14 protein-coding genes, 4 tRNA genes and 3 rRNA genes are annotated in these 20952 nt (G+C 55.4%); 18 read left to right on the plus strand and 3 right to left on the minus strand.

The window, feature by feature from the left end:
• Positions 1-65: 65 nt before the first annotated feature.
• From btuB to O1722_RS00645, 9 genes are all read left to right on the plus strand, one after another.
• A complete protein-coding gene (gene btuB / locus O1722_RS00605) occupies positions 66-1913 on the plus strand; it encodes a TonB-dependent vitamin B12 receptor BtuB (protein WP_033487963.1) in 1848 nt (615 codons plus the stop codon).
• Positions 1858-2709, plus strand: coding sequence for a glutamate racemase (murI, locus tag O1722_RS00610; protein ID WP_003862067.1), 852 nt, complete (start codon positions 1858-1860; stop codon positions 2707-2709). Before btuB ends, murI begins: the two co-directional genes overlap by 56 nt.
• A 386-nt stretch (positions 2710-3095) precedes the next feature.
• Positions 3096-4637, plus strand: a 16S ribosomal RNA gene (locus O1722_RS00615).
• Between the two features lie 70 nt (positions 4638-4707).
• A tRNA-Ile gene (locus tag O1722_RS00620) sits at positions 4708-4784 on the plus strand.
• Positions 4785-4889: 105 nt separating this feature from the next.
• Positions 4890-4965 (plus strand) — tRNA-Ala (locus O1722_RS00625).
• A gap of 170 nt (positions 4966-5135) precedes the next feature.
• A 23S ribosomal RNA gene (locus O1722_RS00630) occupies positions 5136-8040 on the plus strand.
• 69 nt (positions 8041-8109) lie between these two features.
• Positions 8110-8225 (plus strand): 5S ribosomal RNA (rrf, locus tag O1722_RS00635).
• The 16S, 23S and 5S rRNA genes sit together here with 4 tRNA genes alongside, the layout of an rRNA operon.
• Before the next feature lie 55 nt (positions 8226-8280).
• Positions 8281-8357: transfer RNA gene (locus tag O1722_RS00640), tRNA-Asp, on the plus strand.
• Positions 8358-8409: 52 nt separating this feature from the next.
• A tRNA-Trp gene (locus tag O1722_RS00645) sits at positions 8410-8485 on the plus strand.
• Between the two features lie 99 nt (positions 8486-8584).
• On the opposite strand, the gene hdfR is transcribed toward O1722_RS00645, so the two are convergent.
• Positions 8585-9406 (minus strand): HTH-type transcriptional regulator HdfR, encoded by an 822-nt coding sequence (hdfR, locus tag O1722_RS00650; protein ID WP_017693775.1) that lies wholly within the window; start codon positions 9404-9406, stop codon positions 8585-8587.
• Positions 9407-9524: 118 nt separating this feature from the next.
• On the opposite strand from hdfR, the gene O1722_RS00655 reads away from it, so the two are divergent.
• Positions 9525-9863, plus strand: a complete 339-nt coding sequence (locus O1722_RS00655) for a MaoP family protein (RefSeq protein WP_006808641.1) — start codon at positions 9525-9527, stop codon at positions 9861-9863.
• Between the two features lie 27 nt (positions 9864-9890).
• Here the strand turns inward: O1722_RS00655 and O1722_RS00660 are convergent, their stop codons facing one another.
• Positions 9891-11411: a YifB family Mg chelatase-like AAA ATPase gene (locus O1722_RS00660; protein WP_032620478.1), complete on the minus strand. Its 1521-nt coding sequence runs from the start codon at positions 11409-11411 to the stop codon at positions 9891-9893.
• Positions 11412-11751: 340 nt separating this feature from the next.
• On the opposite strand from O1722_RS00660, the gene ilvL reads away from it, so the two are divergent.
• The 7 genes from ilvL (at position 11752) to ilvA (ending at position 18302) form a co-directional block, all read left to right on the plus strand.
• On the plus strand, positions 11752-11850 hold the full coding sequence (gene ilvL / locus O1722_RS00665; protein WP_001311244.1) for an ilv operon leader peptide: 99 nt from the start codon (positions 11752-11754) through the stop codon (positions 11848-11850).
• A gap of 86 nt (positions 11851-11936) precedes the next feature.
• A complete protein-coding gene (gene ilvX / locus O1722_RS00670; RefSeq protein WP_166792073.1) occupies positions 11937-11987 on the plus strand; it encodes a peptide IlvX in 51 nt (16 codons plus the stop codon).
• A gap of 2 nt (positions 11988-11989) precedes the next feature.
• Positions 11990-13636, plus strand: coding sequence for an acetolactate synthase 2 catalytic subunit (ilvG, locus tag O1722_RS00675; RefSeq protein ID WP_033488020.1), 1647 nt, complete (start codon positions 11990-11992; stop codon positions 13634-13636).
• Positions 13633-13896 carry an acetolactate synthase 2 small subunit gene (gene ilvM / locus O1722_RS00680; protein ID WP_003860184.1) on the plus strand — a complete coding sequence of 88 codons (264 nt, stop codon included), beginning with the start codon at positions 13633-13635 and terminating at the stop codon, positions 13894-13896. The genes ilvG and ilvM overlap by 4 nt, the downstream gene beginning before the upstream one ends.
• Positions 13897-13914: 18 nt before the next feature.
• Positions 13915-14844: a branched-chain-amino-acid transaminase gene (gene ilvE, locus O1722_RS00685; protein ID WP_003860182.1), complete on the plus strand. Its 930-nt coding sequence runs from the start codon at positions 13915-13917 to the stop codon at positions 14842-14844.
• Positions 14845-14904: 60 nt separating this feature from the next.
• The gene (ilvD, locus tag O1722_RS00690; RefSeq protein ID WP_033488021.1) at positions 14905-16755 is read left to right on the plus strand and encodes a dihydroxy-acid dehydratase; all 1851 of its coding nucleotides are present in this window, start codon (positions 14905-14907) and stop codon (positions 16753-16755) included.
• Positions 16756-16757: 2 nt separating this feature from the next.
• On the plus strand, positions 16758-18302 hold the full coding sequence (gene ilvA, locus O1722_RS00695; protein ID WP_086524719.1) for a threonine ammonia-lyase, biosynthetic: 1545 nt from the start codon (positions 16758-16760) through the stop codon (positions 18300-18302).
• Between the two features lie 97 nt (positions 18303-18399).
• On the opposite strand, the gene ilvY is transcribed toward ilvA, so the two are convergent.
• A complete protein-coding gene (gene ilvY / locus O1722_RS00700) occupies positions 18400-19290 on the minus strand; it encodes an HTH-type transcriptional activator IlvY (protein WP_017693777.1) in 891 nt (296 codons plus the stop codon).
• A gap of 152 nt (positions 19291-19442) precedes the next feature.
• Between ilvY and ilvC the strand changes: the two genes are divergently transcribed.
• Positions 19443-20918: a ketol-acid reductoisomerase gene (ilvC, locus tag O1722_RS00705; RefSeq protein WP_006808634.1), complete on the plus strand. Its 1476-nt coding sequence runs from the start codon at positions 19443-19445 to the stop codon at positions 20916-20918.
• Positions 20919-20952: the final 34 nt, after the last annotated feature.

Here is a 20952-nt window from a genome sequence, read left to right on the forward strand (position 1 = left end):
GTTTCATCATCGCGTGCTATCGATGAGGCCTGCGGCATCCTTCTTATATTGTGGATGCTTTAACAATGATTAAAAAAGTATCGCTGTTGACGGCGTTTTCCGTCACGGCATTTTCGGGCTGGGCGCAGGAAAGCGCCGACTCGTTGGTGGTGACAGCAAACCGTTTCGAACAACCTGAAAAATCTGTTCTGGCTGCGACTTCTGTCGTGACGCGGGCCGATATCGACCGCTGGCAATCCACCACGGTTCTGGATGTCATGCGTCGCCTGCCCGGCGTAGATACCGCGCAAAATGGCGGGATGGGGCAGCTCTCTTCTCTCTTTATACGCGGTACGAACTCCAGCCATGTCCTGATTCTCGTCGATGGGATACGCCTTAACCAGGCGGGCGTCACGGGGTCGTCCGATCTCAGCCAGTTTCCGATCTCCCTGGTGCAGCGCATCGAATACATTCGTGGACCGCGTTCGGCGGTGTACGGCTCGGATGCGATTGGTGGCGTAGTCAACATTATCACTACGCGTGCGAAGGATGGCACAACGCTGAATGCTGGCGTTGGGACACACGGCTTCCAGAATTATGGTGGCAGCACCCAGCAAACGTTGGGTGACAGTACGCGCGTTACGCTGGCAGGGGATTACACCTACACAAAAGGTTTTGACGTCGTTGCTGACGGTAATAACGGCGGCCTTGCCCAGACCGATCGCGACGGCTTTATGAATAAAACGCTCTATGGCGCACTGGAGCATGCTTTCTCTGAGCAATGGAGTGGTTTCGTACGCGGCTATGGTTACAGCAACCGTACCGCCTATGACGGCTATTACAGTTCATTTACCCCTGATGTACTGGTCGATACCCGCCAGCTCTATAGCCAGACCTGGGATGCCGGATTACGGTTTAGCCGGGATATTTTCCATTCACAGTTGCTCTCCAGCTACAGTCACAGCAAAGACTACAATTACGATCCGCACCTTGGACGCTATGACTCCACGGCTACCCTGGATGAAATCAAACAGTACAATGTTCAGTGGACCAACTCTGTTGACGTGGGGCATGGCAATATCGGCGCGGGCGTTGACTGGCAGAAACAGAGCACCGAGCCGGGTACCAACTACGTCACCAACGCCTATGACCTGCGTAACACCGGCGTCTACCTGACCGGGTTGCAGCAGTTTGGCGATTTCACTCTGGAGGCGGCAGCCCGCAGCGATGACAACTCTCAGTTTGGTCGCCATGGTACCTGGCAAAGTAGCGCAGCCTGGGAGTTCGTTGACGGTTACCGCTTCATAGCCTCTTATGGTACGGCCTATAAAGCGCCGAATCTGGGTCAGCTCTATGGCTTCTACGGCAATACCCATCTTGATCCTGAAGAGAGCAAGCAGTGGGAAGGGGCGTTTGAAGGCCTGACGGCAGGCGTGAGCTGGCGCGTATCCGGCTATCGTAATGACGTTGATAATCTCATCGACTTCAACAATAACCTTCAGCAATATTACAACGTCGGCAAAGCACGCATTAAAGGTGTGGAAGCAACAGCGTCGTTTGATACGGGTCCGTTGACGCATACTGTAGGCTACGACTATGTGGATGCCCGCAATGCGGCAACCAACCAACTTCTGGACCGTCGTGCTAAACAGCAGGTGAAGTATCAGCTCGATACGCAGATCGATGATTTCGACTGGAGCCTGACGTATCACTATCTCGGCACGCGCTACGACACCGACTTTGGAACCTATCCGTCAGAGAAAGTCAAAATGGGCGGCGTCAGCCTGTGGGACGTCGCGGTTTCATATCCTGTCACCTCTCATCTCACAGTTCGTGGTAAAATAGCCAACCTGTTCGATAAAGATTACGAGACAGTTTATGGCTACCAAACTGCAGGACGGGAATACACCTTGTCTGGCAGCTACACCTTCTGATCCGCGTCCCACCGTGCTGGTGTTTGATTCCGGCGTCGGTGGGCTTTCGGTCTATGATGAGATTCGGCAGCTCCTGCCGGATCTCCATTACATCTACGCCTTCGATAACGTCGCGTTCCCGTACGGGGAAAAGAGCGAAGACTTTATTGTTGAGCGTGTGGTTGAAATCGTCACCGCGGTACAAAAGCGTTATCCCCTGGCGCTGGCGGTCATTGCCTGTAATACGGCAAGCACGGTCTCTCTTCCTGCCCTGCGCGAAAAATTCCCGTTCCCGGTTGTGGGCGTTGTTCCGGCAATCAAACCTGCGGCGCGTCTGACGGCGAACGGCATTGTGGGGTTGCTGGCTACGCGCGGTACGGTAAAACGTCCTTATACGCGTGAGCTTATTGAGCGCTTTGCCAATGAATGCCAGATCGCCATGCTCGGCTCCGCGGAGCTGGTGGAAATGGCGGAAGCAAAACTGCACGGCGAGACGGTATCGCTTGAAGAGCTGCGTCGTATTTTGCGTCCATGGCTGCGGATGCAGGAACCACCGGATACGGTTGTTCTTGGCTGCACCCATTTCCCGCTATTACAGGAAGAGCTGTTAAAGGTTCTGCCTGAAGGGACCCGGCTGGTGGATTCCGGTGCTGCAATTGCGCGTCGGACGGCCTGGCTGCTGGAACACGAGGCGCCGGATGCGAAATCAGCGGATGCGAACATCGCTTTCTGTATGGCGATAACAAAAGAAACCGAACAACTTTTGCCCGTTTTACGTCGTTATGGCTTCGAAACGCTCGAAAAACTGGCGCTGTAGCACGGTTTTGAGCAAAAAAGAGACGGTTGAACGTTTTTTTTCAAAGAGGGGTTGTCAACGTCGGAGAACTCCCTATAATGCGCCTCCACTGACACGGAACAACGGCTTACAAGCCGCCGGGACAGCGGGGTTCAGAGATGAACGCCAACAGAGAAAAGTGAAAATAATTGCTTGACTCTGAATGAGGAAAACGTAATATACGGGACCTCGCAACGATGAGCTGAAAGCCGCGTTGCAACTGCTCTTTAACAATTTATCAGACAATCTGTGTGGGCACTCAAAGTGACATGGATTCTTAATGTCCTCGGACACTAAATGAATACCAAGTCTCAACGAGTGAACACGTAATTCATTACGAAGTTTAATTCATTGAGCATCAAACTTTTAAATTGAAGAGTTTGATCATGGCTCAGATTGAACGCTGGCGGCAGGCCTAACACATGCAAGTCGAACGGTAACAGGAAGCAGCTTGCTGCTTCGCTGACGAGTGGCGGACGGGTGAGTAATGTCTGGGAAACTGCCTGATGGAGGGGGATAACTACTGGAAACGGTAGCTAATACCGCATAACGTCGCAAGACCAAAGAGGGGGACCTTCGGGCCTCTTGCCATCGGATGTGCCCAGATGGGATTAGCTAGTAGGTGGGGTAACGGCTCACCTAGGCGACGATCCCTAGCTGGTCTGAGAGGATGACCAGCCACACTGGAACTGAGACACGGTCCAGACTCCTACGGGAGGCAGCAGTGGGGAATATTGCACAATGGGCGCAAGCCTGATGCAGCCATGCCGCGTGTATGAAGAAGGCCTTCGGGTTGTAAAGTACTTTCAGCGGGGAGGAAGGCGATAAGGTTAATAACCTTGTCGATTGACGTTACCCGCAGAAGAAGCACCGGCTAACTCCGTGCCAGCAGCCGCGGTAATACGGAGGGTGCAAGCGTTAATCGGAATTACTGGGCGTAAAGCGCACGCAGGCGGTCTGTCAAGTCGGATGTGAAATCCCCGGGCTCAACCTGGGAACTGCATTCGAAACTGGCAGGCTAGAGTCTTGTAGAGGGGGGTAGAATTCCAGGTGTAGCGGTGAAATGCGTAGAGATCTGGAGGAATACCGGTGGCGAAGGCGGCCCCCTGGACAAAGACTGACGCTCAGGTGCGAAAGCGTGGGGAGCAAACAGGATTAGATACCCTGGTAGTCCACGCCGTAAACGATGTCGACTTGGAGGTTGTGCCCTTGAGGCGTGGCTTCCGGAGCTAACGCGTTAAGTCGACCGCCTGGGGAGTACGGCCGCAAGGTTAAAACTCAAATGAATTGACGGGGGCCCGCACAAGCGGTGGAGCATGTGGTTTAATTCGATGCAACGCGAAGAACCTTACCTACTCTTGACATCCAGAGAACTTAGCAGAGATGCTTTGGTGCCTTCGGGAACTCTGAGACAGGTGCTGCATGGCTGTCGTCAGCTCGTGTTGTGAAATGTTGGGTTAAGTCCCGCAACGAGCGCAACCCTTATCCTTTGTTGCCAGCGGTCCGGCCGGGAACTCAAAGGAGACTGCCAGTGATAAACTGGAGGAAGGTGGGGATGACGTCAAGTCATCATGGCCCTTACGAGTAGGGCTACACACGTGCTACAATGGCGCATACAAAGAGAAGCGACCTCGCGAGAGCAAGCGGACCTCATAAAGTGCGTCGTAGTCCGGATTGGAGTCTGCAACTCGACTCCATGAAGTCGGAATCGCTAGTAATCGTGGATCAGAATGCCACGGTGAATACGTTCCCGGGCCTTGTACACACCGCCCGTCACACCATGGGAGTGGGTTGCAAAAGAAGTAGGTAGCTTAACCTTCGGGAGGGCGCTTACCACTTTGTGATTCATGACTGGGGTGAAGTCGTAACAAGGTAACCGTAGGGGAACCTGCGGTTGGATCACCTCCTTACCTTAAAGAACCTGCCTTTGTAGTGCTCACACAGATTGTCTGATGAAAAACAGCAGTAAAAAACCTCTACAGGCTTGTAGCTCAGGTGGTTAGAGCGCACCCCTGATAAGGGTGAGGTCGGTGGTTCAAGTCCACTCAGGCCTACCAAATTTTTGCTGATGCTGCGTTGCGGCGACACTCACATACATAAGTATGCTTCGTGTCACCACGCCTTGCCTCAACAAAAATTACCGGTACAGAGGTGACTACGATGGGGCTATAGCTCAGCTGGGAGAGCGCCTGCCTTGCACGCAGGAGGTCTGCGGTTCGATCCCGCATAGCTCCACCATCTTTTACTGCGAACACAAGAAAACTTCAGAGTGAACCTGAAAAGGTGCACTGCGAAGTTTTGCTCTTTAAAAATCTGGATCAAGCTGAAAATTGAAACGACACACAGCTCATGTGTGTTCGAGTCTCTCAAATTTTCGCAATCAGAAGTGAAACATCTTCGGGTTGTGAGGTTAAGCGACTAAGCGTACACGGTGGATGCCCTGGCAGTCAGAGGCGATGAAGGACGTGCTAATCTGCGAAAAGCGCCGGCGAGGTGATATGAACCTTTGACCCGGCGATGTCCGAATGGGGAAACCCAGTGCAATCCGTTGCACTATCGTTAACTGAATACATAGGTTAACGAGGCGAACCGGGGGAACTGAAACATCTAAGTACCCCGAGGAAAAGAAATCAACCGAGATTCCCCCAGTAGCGGCGAGCGAACGGGGAGCAGCCCGGAGTCTGAATCAGCTTGTGTGTTAGTGGAACGGTCTGGAAAGTCCGACGGTACAGGGTGATAGTCCCGTACACGAAAATGCACATGCTGTGAACTCGAAGAGTAGGGCGGGACACGTGGTATCCTGTCTGAATATGGGGGGACCATCCTCCAAGGCTAAATACTCCTGACTGACCGATAGTGAACCAGTACCGTGAGGGAAAGGCGAAAAGAACCCCGGCGAGGGGAGTGAAAAAGAACCTGAAACCGTGTACGTACAAGCAGTGGGAGCCTCTTTATGGGGTGACTGCGTACCTTTTGTATAATGGGTCAGCGACTTATATTCTGTAGCAAGGTTAACCGTATAGGGGAGCCGAAGGGAAACCGAGTCTTAACTGGGCGTTAAGTTGCAGGGTATAGACCCGAAACCCGGTGATCTAGCCATGGGCAGGTTGAAGGTTGGGTAACACTAACTGGAGGACCGAACCGACTAATGTTGAAAAATTAGCGGATGACCTGTGGCTGGGGGTGAAAGGCCAATCAAACCGGGAGATAGCTGGTTCTCCCCGAAAGCTATTTAGGTAGCGCCTCGTGAACTCATCTTCGGGGGTAGAGCACTGTTTCGGCTAGGGGGCCATCCCGGCTTACCAACCCGATGCAAACTACGAATACCGAAGAATGTTATCACGGGAGACACACGGCGGGTGCTAACGTCCGTCGTGAAGAGGGAAACAACCCAGACCGCCAGCTAAGGTCCCAAAGTCATGGTTAAGTGGGAAACGATGTGGGAAGGCACAGACAGCCAGGATGTTGGCTTAGAAGCAGCCATCATTTAAAGAAAGCGTAATAGCTCACTGGTCGAGTCGGCCTGCGCGGAAGATGTAACGGGGCTAAACCATGCACCGAAGCTGCGGCAGCGACACTATGTGTTGTTGGGTAGGGGAGCGTTCTGTAAGCCGTTGAAGGTGTGCTGTGAGGCATGCTGGAGGTATCAGAAGTGCGAATGCTGACATAAGTAACGATAAAGCGGGTGAAAAGCCCGCTCGCCGGAAGACCAAGGGTTCCTGTCCAACGTTAATCGGGGCAGGGTGAGTCGACCCCTAAGGCGAGGCCGAAAGGCGTAGTCGATGGGAAACAGGTTAATATTCCTGTACTTGGTGTTACTGCGAAGGGGGGACGGAGAAGGCTATGTCAGCCGGGCGACGGTTGTCCCGGTTTAAGCATGTAGGCGGAGGTTCCAGGTAAATCCGGTACCTTATTAACGCTGAGGTGTGATGACGAGGCACTACGGTGCTGAAGTGATAAATGCCCTGCTTCCAGGAAAAGCCTCTAAGCATCAGGTAACACGAAATCGTACCCCAAACCGACACAGGTGGTCAGGTAGAGAATACCAAGGCGCTTGAGAGAACTCGGGTGAAGGAACTAGGCAAAATGGTGCCGTAACTTCGGGAGAAGGCACGCTGATATGTAGGTGAAGCCCCTGCGGGCGGAGCTGAAATCAGTCGAAGATACCAGCTGGCTGCAACTGTTTATTAAAAACACAGCACTGTGCAAACACGAAAGTGGACGTATACGGTGTGACGCCTGCCCGGTGCCGGAAGGTTAATTGATGGGGTTAGCGGCAACGCGAAGCTCTTGATCGAAGCCCCGGTAAACGGCGGCCGTAACTATAACGGTCCTAAGGTAGCGAAATTCCTTGTCGGGTAAGTTCCGACCTGCACGAATGGCGTAATGATGGCCAGGCTGTCTCCACCCGAGACTCAGTGAAATTGAACTCGCTGTGAAGATGCAGTGTACCCGCGGCAAGACGGAAAGACCCCGTGAACCTTTACTATAGCTTGACACTGAACACTGGTCCTTGATGTGTAGGATAGGTGGGAGGCTTTGAAGCGTGGACGCCAGTCTGCGTGGAGCCAACCTTGAAATACCACCCTTTAATGGCTGGTGTTCTAACGTGGACCCGTAATCCGGGTTGCGGACAGTGTCTGGTGGGTAGTTTGACTGGGGCGGTCTCCTCCCAAAGAGTAACGGAGGAGCACGAAGGTTGGCTAATCCTGGTCGGACATCAGGAGGTTAGTGCAATGGCATAAGCCAGCTTGACTGCGAGCGTGACGGCGCGAGCAGGTGCGAAAGCAGGTCATAGTGATCCGGTGGTTCTGAATGGAAGGGCCATCGCTCAACGGATAAAAGGTACTCCGGGGATAACAGGCTGATACCGCCCAAGAGTTCATATCGACGGCGGTGTTTGGCACCTCGATGTCGGCTCATCACATCCTGGGGCTGAAGTAGGTCCCAAGGGTATGGCTGTTCGCCATTTAAAGTGGTACGCGAGCTGGGTTTAGAACGTCGTGAGACAGTTCGGTCCCTATCTGCCGTGGGCGCTGGAGAATTGAGGGGGGCTGCTCCTAGTACGAGAGGACCGGAGTGGACGCATCACTGGTGTTCGGGTTGTCATGCCAATGGCACTGCCCGGTAGCTAAATGCGGAAGAGATAAGTGCTGAAAGCATCTAAGCACGAAACTTGCCCCGAGATGAGTTCTCCCTGAGACTTTAAGTCTCCTGAAGGAACGTTAAAGACGATGACGTTGATAGGTCGGGTGTGTAAGCGCAGCGATGCGTTGAGCTAACCGATACTAATGAACCGTGAGGCTTAACCTTACAACGCCGAAGGTGTTTTGGCGAAGAGACAGACACGATTTTCAGCCTGATACAGATTAACAGAATTTGCCTGGCGGCTTTAGCGCGGTGGTCCCACCTGACCCCATGCCGAACTCAGAAGTGAAACGCCGTAGCGCCGATGGTAGTGTGGGGTCTCCCCATGTGAGAGTAGGGAACTGCCAGGCATCAAATTAAGTAGTAAGCCGGTGCATTAATCCGGTGGTTACAGAAGTATTCGGTGGAGCGGTAGTTCAGTCGGTTAGAATACCTGCCTGTCACGCAGGGGGTCGCGGGTTCGAGTCCCGTCCGTTCCGCCACTCATTAAGACATTAAGCCTGCCCTTCCGGCAGGCTTAATGGCAAAAACTTTAGGGGCGTAGCTCAGTTGGTAGAGCACCGGTCTCCAAAACCGGGTGTCGCGAGTTCGAGTCTCTCCGCCCCTGCCATATAGAATCCTTTGCTTCGGCAAAGGATTTTTTTTGCCTGCAAAACAGCTCAACACCTTCCTGAAGAATAAGCAGCCTGCGTTTCCGCAGGCTTTTGCGTTAATCCAGTATGCTGGTTTTTAACAGATCTTTTATCTGCGACTGCTTATCGCTGTTTTGCAGCCAAATGGCATACAGCGGCCTGGAGAGCGTTGTCGAATCGGTGACAACATGGAGTGCGGGTTTATTATCCGCCCAGCGAACAGGTAACCAGGTACAGCCTTTCAATGCGGGAAGATGCTGGCATGCGATCTCCGCAGAGCTTGTCGTGAGCTGCGGGATATCATCGCTGGCAATTAACCCCGTCTCGTGCTGCTGAAAATCAGGCCCCCATTCCAGGCGTAAATAATTCAGGTCGGCCTTCATCATTGCAGGCTCCGATGCATAGAGCGCCAGGCTAAATTGTCCAACAATCTGGCTGCTAAATTCGTCCATCTTGGGGGCTTCTGTGGTGATCAGCAGATCAAGCTGCCGCTCGTGGAGTTGCTTAACCAGCGACTGACGTTGCGCAATCCTCGCCTCAAATTGCAGATGGTTGTGTGTGCGATATAGCCGCATAAGCCACTGGCTGAGCATGCATTCCCATAGTGAAGCGCTGGCACCGATCGAGAATTCATTATGCCGGGAGGTGTGCGCAACCTCCTTTCGCGCTGCCTGCCAGGTATTCATCAGGGTTTCTGCATAAGGCAACAGCTTTTCACCAGCCGGAGTTAAACGAATATTGTTGCGATGGCGGGTAAAAAGGTTCACACCCAGTTGATTTTCCAGCTGTCGAATACGAAAACTGACTGCTGACTGCGTCAGGTAGAGGGCTTCAGCTGCTCGCCCAAAGTGTCGCGTTCTGCTCACTTCGAGGAAAGTTTTTAGCAATTCCGTATCCACATCTTTCTCCACAAAATTATTTGTCGTTATGATTTAAATGTTTTGTTTTACACTCTGTCAAGCGTAACTAATACTCCGCGCCATAAATAGCTCGGCCAAAGAATTAGGAGCGTGTAGGATGGCGGAAAGCTTTACGACGACTAATCGTTTTTTCGACAATAAACATTACCCGCGCGGGTTCTCTCGTCACGGCGATTTCACTATCAAAGAAGCTCAACTTCTTGAGCGCCATGGTTATGCCTTTAACGAGCTGGATCTGGGTAAACGTGAACCGGCAACCGAAGATGAAAAACAGTTTGTCTCTGTTTGCCGTGGTGAGCGTGAGCCGCAGTCTGATGCAGAACGTGTATGGATCAAGTATATGGCTCGCATTAAGCGTCCTAAGCGTTTCCATACGCTGTCTGGCGGTAAGCCGCAGATGGAAGGTGCAGAAGACTATACCGAGTCTGACGATTAAGAAGAGAAGGGGCTACGGCCCCTTTTTTTACGCCAGCATTTTTTGCAGATGCAACAGCAGCCGATCGATCGCACGGTAACTTAATGCCTCCTGCAAATGCCGCCTCTCTATTCCGGGGCAGCCCTCCACGTCGGCGACCGTGCGCGCTACTTTCAACAAACGCTGCCACGCGCGAATGGATAGCCCAAACCGCGTCAGTGTCTCTTCCAGCCAGCCTGCATCTTCAGCGTTGAGAGAACAAAACTGTCGGATCCCGCTGTTATCCAGCCGGGCATTCAGCCTGTTCTGACGAGCATACTGCCGCGCCTGCGCCGCAATAACCCGTTCACGCACAGTTGCTGAGCTTTCGCCCCTAATACCGGTTTGCCTCAGCAGACCGGGCGGGGGCAGGGGGATCTCGAGAGATAAATCAAAACGGTCGAGGAAGGGGCCAGACAGCTTACTCAGATAGCGCAGCGTCTGCTCCGGCGTACAGCGGTTATGATTGCCCTGATAATGACCCGTAGGGCTAGGGTTCATCGCCGCGACTAGCTGAAACTGCGCAGGGTAGCTTATTTTGGCCCGTGTACGAGACAAATGGATTTCGCCGGATTCAATCGGCTCCCGCAATGCATCCAGCACGCGGCGTTCAAACTCTGGCAATTCATCCAGAAACAAAATGCCGTTGTGCGCCAGTGAGATTTCACCCGGTCCGGGGATCGAACCCCCGCCCACCATCGCGGTAAGAGACGCACTGTGGTGTGGAGAGCGGAAAGGACGGCGGCGCCACTGTTTATGCAGCGAGGTAGAACTGACCAGGCTAAATATCGCGGCGCTTTCCAGTGCTTCATGATTATTGAGGGGTGGCAACAGGCCGCTCAATCTGCTCGCCAGCATCGTTTTCCCCGTGCCTGGCGGACCTATCAGTAACAGGTTATGCCCACCCGCGGCCGTTATCTCTAACGCCCGTTTACCCTGTTCCTGACCCATAATATCGCTGAGATCCTCGGGCGAAGCTGGCGCCACCTCGTCATTCTCCTGCGGCTCGGCAAGCTCGTGTCGGCCTTCCAGCCAGGCGCAAACCTCTTGCAAATGTCCCGCGACAAGACACCCCTTTTCGGCGATAAGGCTTACTTCAGAGGCATTTTCATTGGCCACAATGATTTGTCTTCCCGCGCGTATGGCTTCAAGCGCACCCGAGATTGCTCCGGGAACGCCTCTTAACGCGCCTGTAAGCGCTAATTCACCCACGAACTCACACGAGCTTAGCCCTGGCGTATTGAGCTGTTCAGAAGCCGCGAGAAGCGCTATAGCAATAGGTAAATCATATCGCCCTCCCTCCTTTGGCAAATCGGCGGGCGCAAGGTTAATGGTGATCTTCTTCGCCGGAAAAGCATAACCGCTATTAATAATTGCGCTGCGCACGCGATCCCTCGCCTCTTTAACGGTCGTTTCTGGTAAGCCGACCAGCGTCAGTCCGGGCAGTCCATTACTTAAATGAACCTCTACAGAAATAAGCGGTGCCTTCACGCCGATGGCCGCGCGTGTATAAACAACTGACAGTGACATAAGCCCTCCTTGGCGGTGACTATGCCAGCATCATTTTTTCCTGTTTAGCACTAATTCACTGAATTACGGCGCTCGTTCCAGCCTTTTAGCGGCAAAATGTAATCCTTACATGTCGGTGGAATCGGCCTCGCAGAAAAGAAATCATGCGCGCCTTGCCTGATGAAACAGGACAAAAAAATGAAAAATCTTCATTTCTATTTTTTCCCTATATAAAACAACGATTTTGAAAGAAATAGTTCGCATGCTACAGATATAGGTCATAAAAAAATCTTGTGTCAGATGAAATATCTGTGGTAACTCTTTAGGTATTCCTTCGAACAAGATGCAAAAAGAACTGAAAATGACAGCCCTTCTACGAGTGATTAGCCTGGTCGTGATTAGCGTGGTGGTGATTATTATCCCACCGTGCGGGGCTGCACTTGGACGAGGAAAGGCTTAGAAATCAAGCCTTAACGAACTAAGACCCCCGCACCGAAAGGTCCGGGGGTTTTTTTATGACTAAAAAACTTAAATGAGGAGCAGAGAATGACGACTAGCACAAAATTCTGTTTCTCCAGATTTATGACGGGGAACTAACTATGAATGGGGCACAATGGGTAGTACATGCGTTGCGCGCGCAGGGAGTCGAAACCGTATTCGGTTATCCGGGTGGCGCAATTATGCCGATTTACGATGCACTGTATGACGGCGGCGTGGAACACCTGTTGTGCCGACACGAGCAGGGCGCAGCGATGGCCGCCATCGGTTATGCCCGTGCGACCGGTAAAACTGGCGTCTGTATGGCCACCTCAGGTCCCGGCGCAACGAACCTGATCACCGGCCTGGCTGACGCGCTGCTCGATTCCGTACCCGTGGTGGCGATCACCGGCCAGGTGGCCTCTCCATTCATCGGCACCGATGCTTTCCAGGAAGTGGATGTGCTCGGTTTATCGCTGGCCTGCACCAAACACAGCTTCCTCGTTCAGTCTCTCGAAGAGCTGCCGCGTGTGATGGCCGAAGCGTTCGAGGTTGCCAGCTCTGGCCGTCCTGGCCCGGTTCTGGTTGATATCCCGAAAGATATCCAGGTTGCACTCGGCGAACTGGAGCCGCATTTCTCTACCGTGGAAAGCGATAATGCGTTCCCGCATGCAGAGGTGGAAGAGGCGCGTCAGATGATGGCGCAGGCCAAACAACCGATGCTGTACGTAGGCGGCGGCGTGGGCATGGCGCAGGCTGTTCCGGCGCTTCGCGCGTTCATTGCGACCACGCAAATGCCCGCCACCTGCACGCTGAAAGGTCTCGGTGCGGTAGAGGCAGATTACCCGTACTACCTCGGCATGCTGGGGATGCATGGTACCAAAGCGGCAAACCTGGCGGTGCAGGAATGCGACTTGCTTATCGCCGTCGGCGCACGTTTTGACGACCGCGTTACCGGCAAGCTGAATACCTTCGCGCCGAACGCCAAAGTGATCCATATGGACATCGACCCGGCGGAGATGAGCAAACTGCGTCAGGCGCATGTCGCGTTGCAGGGCGATCTTAACGCGCTGTTACCGGCGCTGGAGCAGCCGCTGGATATCAACCCATGGCGTCAGCACACCGCTGATATGCGTACTGAACACGCGTGGCGTTACGATCACCCAGGCGACGCCATCTATGCGCCGCTGCTGTTGAAACAGCTGTCAGACCGTAAACCCGCAGACAGCGTGGTAACGACGGATGTCGGCCAGCATCAGATGTGGTCAGCCCAGCACATGACCTACACCCGCCCGGAGAACTTTATCACCTCGAGCGGGTTAGGGACGATGGGCTTCGGTCTGCCCGCTGCCGTGGGCGCACAGGTTGCCCGCCCGAACGATACCGTTATCTGTATCTCCGGTGACGGCTCCTTCATGATGAACGTCCAGGAGCTCGGCACCGTGAAGCGTAAGCAGTTACCGCTGAAGATCGTCTTGCTCGATAACCAGCGTTTAGGCATGGTTCGCCAGTGGCAGCAGCTGTTCTTCCAGGAGCGTTACAGCGAAACGACCCTGACCGATAACCCCGATTTCCTCACCCTGGCCAGCGCCTTTGGCATTCCTGGCCAGCACATCACCCGTAAAGACCAGGTTGAAGCGGCACTCGACACCATGCTGTCAAGCGAAGGGCCATACCTGCTTCATGTCTCAATCGACGAGCTTGAGAACGTCTGGCCGTTGGTACCGCCCGGTGCCAGTAACTCACAAATGCTGGAGAAATTATCATGATGCAACATCAGGTCGCCGTGCAGGCTCGCTTCAACCCGGAAACGTTAGAACGCGTATTGCGCGTGGTTCGCCACCGTGGCTTTCAGATTTGCTCTATGAATATGGAAACGGCCACCGACGCGCAGAACATCAGTATCGAATTAACCGTTGCCAGCCCGCGGCCGGTCGACTTACTGTTTAGTCAGTTATCAAAACTGGTAGACGTTGCCCATGTTGCCATCTGCCAGAGCACAACCACATCACAACAAATCCGCGCTTAAGCGTGACAGGACGAAAAAATGACGACAAAAAAAGCTGATTACATTTGGTTCAATGGTGAGATGGTTCGCTGGGAAGACGCGAAAGTTCACGTGATGTCCCACGCGCTGCACTACGGCACCTCCGTGTTTGAAGGGATCCGTTGCTACGATTCTCACAAAGGGCCAGTGGTGTTCCGCCATCGCGAACACATGCAGCGTCTGCATGACTCAGCCAAAATTTATCGTTTCCCGGTCTCCCAAAGCGTTGATGAGCTGATGGAAGCCTGCCGCGAGGTGATTCGCCAGAACAAACTGACCAGCGCCTATATTCGTCCGCTGGTGTTCGTGGGCGACGTTGGCATGGGCGTGAACCCGCCCGCCGGCTATAACACCGATGTGATCATTGCCGCGTTCCCGTGGGGCGCCTACCTGGGCGCGGAAGCGCTGGATCAGGGGATCGACGCAATGGTTTCTTCCTGGAACCGCGTGGCGCCAAACACTATCCCGACTGCGGCTAAAGCGGGCGGTAACTACCTTTCCTCACTGCTGGTCGGCAGCGAAGCGCGCCGTCACGGCTATCAGGAAGGTATCGCGCTGGATGTGAATGGCTACATCTCCGAAGGTGCGGGCGAAAACCTGTTTGAAGTGAAAGACGGCATTCTGTTCACCCCGCCGTTCACTTCGTCCGCGCTGCCGGGCATCACCCGCGACGCCATCATCAAGCTGGCAAAAGATCTGGGTATCGAAGTGCGCGAGCAGGTACTGTCCCGCGAATCCCTGTACCTGGCTGACGAAGTGTTCATGTCCGGTACCGCGGCTGAAATTACGCCGGTGCGTAGCGTAGACGGCATTCAGGTGGGCGAAGGCCGCTGTGGCCCGGTCACCAAACGCATTCAGCAAGCCTTCTTCGGCCTGTTCACCGGCGAAACAGAAGACAAATACGGCTGGTTGGATCAGGTTAATCACTAAATATAAATTTGGGACGGCACGCACCGTCCCATTAAATAGTCAGACGGGAGTAAATAAAGCATGCCTAAGTATCGTTCAGCCACCACCACCCACGGCCGTAATATGGCGGGTGCCCGCGCACTGTGGCGCGCCACCGGAATGACCGACGCCGATTTCGGCAAGCCAATTATCGCCGTGGTGAACTCCTTCACCCAGTTTGTACCGGGCCACGTGCACCTGCGCGATCTCGGCAAGCTGGTTGCCGAGCAAATCGAAGCCTCCGGCGGCGTGGCGAAAGAGTTCAACACCATTGCGGTGGATGACGGTATCGCAATGGGCCACGGGGGAATGCTCTATTCACTGCCGTCGCGCGAGCTGATCGCCGACTCGGTGGAGTACATGGTTAATGCCCACTGCGCCGATGCGATGGTCTGTATCTCCAACTGCGACAAAATCACCCCGGGGATGCTGATGGCTTCCCTGCGCCTGAACATTCCGGTGATCTTCGTTTCTGGTGGCCCAATGGAAGCGGGGAAAACCAAGCTCTCCGACAAAATCATCAAGCTCGACCTGGTCGATGCGATGATCCAGGGCGCGGATCCGAAAGTCACTGACGAGCAGAGCGACCAGGTGGAACGCTCCGCGTGCCCGACCTGCGGCTCCTGTTCCGGGATGTTCACCGCCAACTCCATGAACTGCCTGACCGAAGCGCTGGGTCTTTCTCAGCCGGGTAACGGCTCGCTGCTGGCGACCCACGCCGACCGTAAACAGCTGTTCCTTAACGCGGGCAAGCGCATCGTTGAGCTGACCAAACGCTACTACGAGCAGGACGACGCCAGCGCGCTGCCGCGTAACATCGCCAGCAAAGCGGCGTTCGAAAACGCCATGACGCTGGATATCGCCATGGGCGGTTCCACCAACACCGTTCTGCACCTGCTGGCCGCCGCGCAGGAAGCTGAAATCGACTTCACCATGAGCGACATCGACAAGCTCTCCCGCAAAGTGCCGCAGCTGTGTAAAGTCGCGCCGAGTACCCAGAAGTACCACATGGAAGATGTCCACCGTGCGGGTGGCGTGATTGGTATTCTCGGCGAGCTGGATCGCGCCGGGCTGCTGAACCGCGACGTGAAAAACGTGCTCGGCCTGACGCTGCCGGAGTCGCTGGAGCAGTACGACGTGATGCTGACCAAAGACGACGCGGTGAAAAACATGTATCGCGCCGGTCCGGCGGGCATCCGTACCACCCAGGCGTTCTCGCAGGATTGCCGCTGGGACACGCTGGATGACGATCGCGCCGAAGGCTGCATTCGCTCGCTGGAACATGCCTACAGCAAAGACGGCGGTTTGGCCGTGCTGTACGGTAACTTCGCGGAAAATGGCTGCATTGTGAAAACCGCAGGCGTGGACGACAGCATCCTGAAATTTACCGGCCCGGCAAAAGTGTATGAAAGCCAGGACGAAGCGGTAGACGCTATCCTCGGCGGCAAAGTGGTGGAAGGCGACGTGGTGGTCATTCGCTACGAAGGGCCGAAAGGCGGTCCGGGCATGCAGGAGATGCTCTACCCGACCACCTTCCTGAAATCGATGGGCCTCGGCAAAGCCTGCGCGCTGATCACCGATGGTCGATTCTCTGGCGGCACGTCAGGCCTCTCCATTGGTCACGTCTCGCCAGAAGCGGCAAGCGGCGGCAATATCGCGATCATCGAAGATGGCGACCTGATCGAAATCGACATTCCGAACCGCGGCATTCAGCTGAAGCTGAGTGACCAGGAGATTGCGGCCCGTCGTGAGGCGCAGGAAGCCCGCGGCGACAAAGCCTGGACGCCGAAAGATCGTCAGCGTGAAGTCTCCTTCGCCCTGCGCGCTTACGCGAGTCTTGCCACCAGTGCAGATAAAGGCGCGGTGCGCGATAAATCTAAACTGGGGGGCTAATGATGGCCGAGTCACAACCCTTATCCGCCGCCCCGGAGGGGGCGGAATACCTGAGAGCGGTACTACGCGCGCCGGTCTATGAAGCGGTGCAGGTCACGCCCCTGCAAAAAATGGACAAAATCTCTTCGCGTCTCGACAACGTCATTCTGGTGAAGCGTGAAGACAGGCAGCCGGTGCACAGCTTCAAGCTGCGCGGCGCCTACGCGATGATGGCCGGGCTGACGGACGAGCAGAAAGCGCGCGGGGTGATTACCGCCTCGGCGGGCAATCACGCGCAGGGCGTGGCGTTCTCCTCGGCGCGTCTGGGGCTGAAGGCGCTGATCGTGATGCCGGTCGCCACCGCAGATATCAAGGTCGACGCGGTGCGCGGGTTCGGCGGAGAAGTGCTGCTTCACGGCGCTAACTTTGACGAAGCCAAAGCCAAAGCGATTGAGCTGGCGCAGCAGCAGGGCTTCACCTGGGTGCCGCCGTTCGATCACCCGATGGTGATTGCCGGGCAGGGTACGCTGGCGCTGGAACTGTTGCAGCAGGACGCCCATCTCGACCGCGTTTTCGTCCCGGTGGGCGGCGGTGGCTTAGCCGCAGGTGTGGCGGTGCTGATCAAACAGCTGATGCCGCAGATCAAAGTGATTGCGGTTGAAGCGGAAGACTCTGCCTGCCTGAAGGCGGCGCTGGACGCCGGACATCCGGTAGATCTGCCGCGCGTCGGGCTGTTCGCCGAGGGCGTGGCGGTGAAGCGCATTGGCGACGAAACGTTCCGCCTGTGCCAGGAGTATCTCGACGATATCGTCACCGTCGACAGCGACGCTATCTGCGCGGCGATGAAAGATCTCTTCGAGGATGTGCGTGCGGTGGCGGAACCATCCGGCGCGCTGGCGCTGGCGGGAATGAAAAAATACATCGCCCAGCACAATATTCGCGGCGAGCGTCTGGCGCACGTGCTTTCCGGTGCCAACGTGAACTTCCACGGTCTGCGCTACGTTTCCGAGCGCTGTGAGCTGGGTGAGCAGCGTGAAGCGCTGCTGGCGGTGACCATTCCGGAAGAGAAGGGCAGCTTCCTGAAGTTCTGTCAGCTGCTGGGCGGTCGTTCGGTAACGGAGTTCAACTACCGCTTTGCCGATGCCAAAGATGCGTGCATTTTTGTCGGCGTGCGTCTGAGCCGTGGCGTGGAGGAGCGCAAAGAGATCCTCAGCCTGCTGCATGACGGCGGTTACAGCGTGGTCGATCTCTCCGACGACGAGATGGCGAAGCTGCACGTGCGTTACATGGTCGGCGGCCGTCCATCCAAGCCGCTGAAGGAACGCCTGTTCAGCTTCGAGTTCCCGGAATCGCCGGGCGCGCTGCTCAAGTTCCTGCACACGTTGGGCACGCACTGGAACATCTCTCTGTTCCACTACCGCAGCCACGGCACCGACTATGGCCGCGTACTGGCGGCGTTCGAGCTGGGCGAGCACGAGCCGGATTTCGAAACGCGCCTGAACGAGCTGGGCTATGAGTGCCATGACGAAACCCACAACCCGGCGTTCCGTTTCTTCCTGGCGGGTTAGGTTGTTCGGGAAAATGCCTGATGGCGCTGCGCTTATCAGGCCTACGTTCTAAGGGTTGAACTGCGTGTAGGCCGGGTAAGCGCAGCTCCACCCGGCTTTAGTGGTTCGGCAATATCGTCCAGAACGCATCAATAAGCGGCTCATGCAGCCGCTTTTTTTGTGCGCACACGCCGAGCTCGAACGGCGTTTTCTCATCGCTGCGTTCTAAAATCATCACGCGATTGCGCACCGGCTCCGGGCTGTTTTCCAGCACCACTTCCGGTAGCAGCGCTACGCCGCAGCCGAGCGCCACCATCGATACCATCGCCTCATGGCCGCCGACCGTGGCGTAAATCGACGGGTTACTGATCTTCTGGCGGCGGAACCACAGCTCAATGCGGCGGCGCACCGGCCCCTGATCGGCCATGATAAACGGCACCGTGGACCAGTCCGGTTTCTCCACCGAAACCTGGTTGCGCACCGGGCAGGGCAGCGCCGGGGCAATCAGCACTACCGCCAGATTTTCCAGCATCGAGAACGCCACCGCCCCCGGCAGCGTTTCGGGTTTCCCGGCAATCGCCAGATCCGCTTCGCCCGTTACCACTTTTTCCATCGCGTCGGCGGCATCGCCGGTGGTGAGCTTAATTTCAACCGACGGATGTTCCGCACGGAAGCGGTCGAGAATGGGGGGAAGATGGCTGTAGGCAGCGGTCACGGAACAGAAAATATGCAGCTCGCCGGAAAGCGACGGCCCTTGCTGGTCGATGGTGTGCCGCAGCTGCTGATACTGTAATAACGTCTGCTGAGCAAAGATGCGCAGCTCTTCACCTGCTTCCGTGAGGGTGACGGTGCGGTTATCGCGCACGAACAGCGGCTGGCCGAGGTCTTCCTCAAGGCGCTGGATCTGGCGCGACAGCGTGGAGGGGCTGACGTGCATCGCCCGGGCGCTACGGCCAAAGTGACGGCTTTCCGCCAGGTGCAGGAACATTTTCAGATCGCGTAAATCCACCGATTCCACTCCCTCTTTTTACATTGCATAAATTGCAATGTGACGTTGTGAATATATCAATTTCCGCAATAAATTTCCTGTTGTAATGTGGGTACATTCTCGCTGAAACGCGAACCGAACAATAAGACACACAACATCACGAGGTATCACCCATGGCTAACTACTTTAATACACTGAACTTGCGCCAGCAGCTGGCGCAGCTGGGCAAATGCCGCTTCATGGCGCGCGATGAATTTGCTGATGGCGCGAGCTACCTTCAGGGTAAAAAAGTGGTCATTGTCGGCTGTGGCGCACAGGGTCTGAACCAGGGCCTGAACATGCGTGACTCCGGGCTGGATATCTCCTACGCCCTGCGTAAAGAAGCGATTGCCGAAAAGCGTGCTTCCTGGCGTAAAGCGACCGAAAACGGCTTCAAAGTGGGCACCTACGAAGAGCTGATCCCGCAGGCGGATCTGGTGGTTAACCTGACGCCGGACAAGCAGCACTCTGACGTTGTGCGTTCCGTACAGCCGCTGATGAAAGACGGCGCCGCGCTGGGTTACTCCCACGGCTTCAACATCGTTGAAGTGGGCGAGCAGATCCGTAAAGACATCACCGTGGTGATGGTGGCACCGAAGTGCCCGGGCACCGAAGTGCGCGAAGAGTACAAACGTGGCTTCGGCGTACCGACGCTGATCGCCGTTCACCCGGAAAACGATCCGAAAGGCGAGGGCATGGCGATTGCCAAAGCCTGGGCTGCGGCCACTGGCGGCCATCGTGCGGGCGTGTTGGAATCTTCCTTCGTTGCGGAAGTGAAATCTGACCTGATGGGCGAGCAGACCATCCTGTGCGGCATGCTCCAGGCCGGCTCTCTGCTGTGCTTCGACAAGCTGGTGGAAGAAGGCACCGATCCGGCATATGCGGAAAAACTGATTCAGTTCGGCTGGGAAACCATCACCGAAGCGCTGAAGCAGGGCGGCATTACGCTGATGATGGACCGTCTGTCCAACCCGGCAAAACTGCGCGCGTTCGCACTCTCTGAACAGCTGAAAACCATCATGGCGCCGCTGTTCCAGAAACACATGGACGACATTATCTCCGGCGAGTTCTCTTCCGGCATGATGGCGGACTGGGCGAATGACGATAAGAAACTGCTGACCTGGCGCGAAGAGACCGGTAAAACCGCGTTCGAAACCGCACCACAGTATGACGGCAAGATCACCGAGCAGGAGTACTTCGATAAAGGCGTCCTGATGATCGCGATGGTGAAAGCGGGCGTTGAGCTGGCGTTCGAAACCATGGTGGATTCGGGCATCATTGAAGAATCTGCGTACTACGAATCGCTGCACGAGCTGCCGCTGATCGCAAACACCATCGCCCGTAAACGTCTGTATGAGATGAACGTGGTGATCTCCGATACCGCCGAGTACGGTAACTACCTGTTCTCTTACGCCTGCGTACCGCTGCTGAAAGAGTTCATGACCACCCTGCAAGCGGGCGATCTGGGCCAGGCGATTGCGGAAGGAGCGGTTGATAACGCGCAGCTGCGTGACGTCAACGAAGCGATTCGCAGCCACGAAATCGAGAAAGTGGGCCAGAAACTGCGTGGCTACATGACCGATATGAAACGTATCGCGGTAGCAGGCTAAACACGACGAATCGGGTGGCGTAAGCCACCCGAAC

Source organism: Enterobacter cloacae complex sp. HYC003_NIDB (assembly GCF_056673375.1).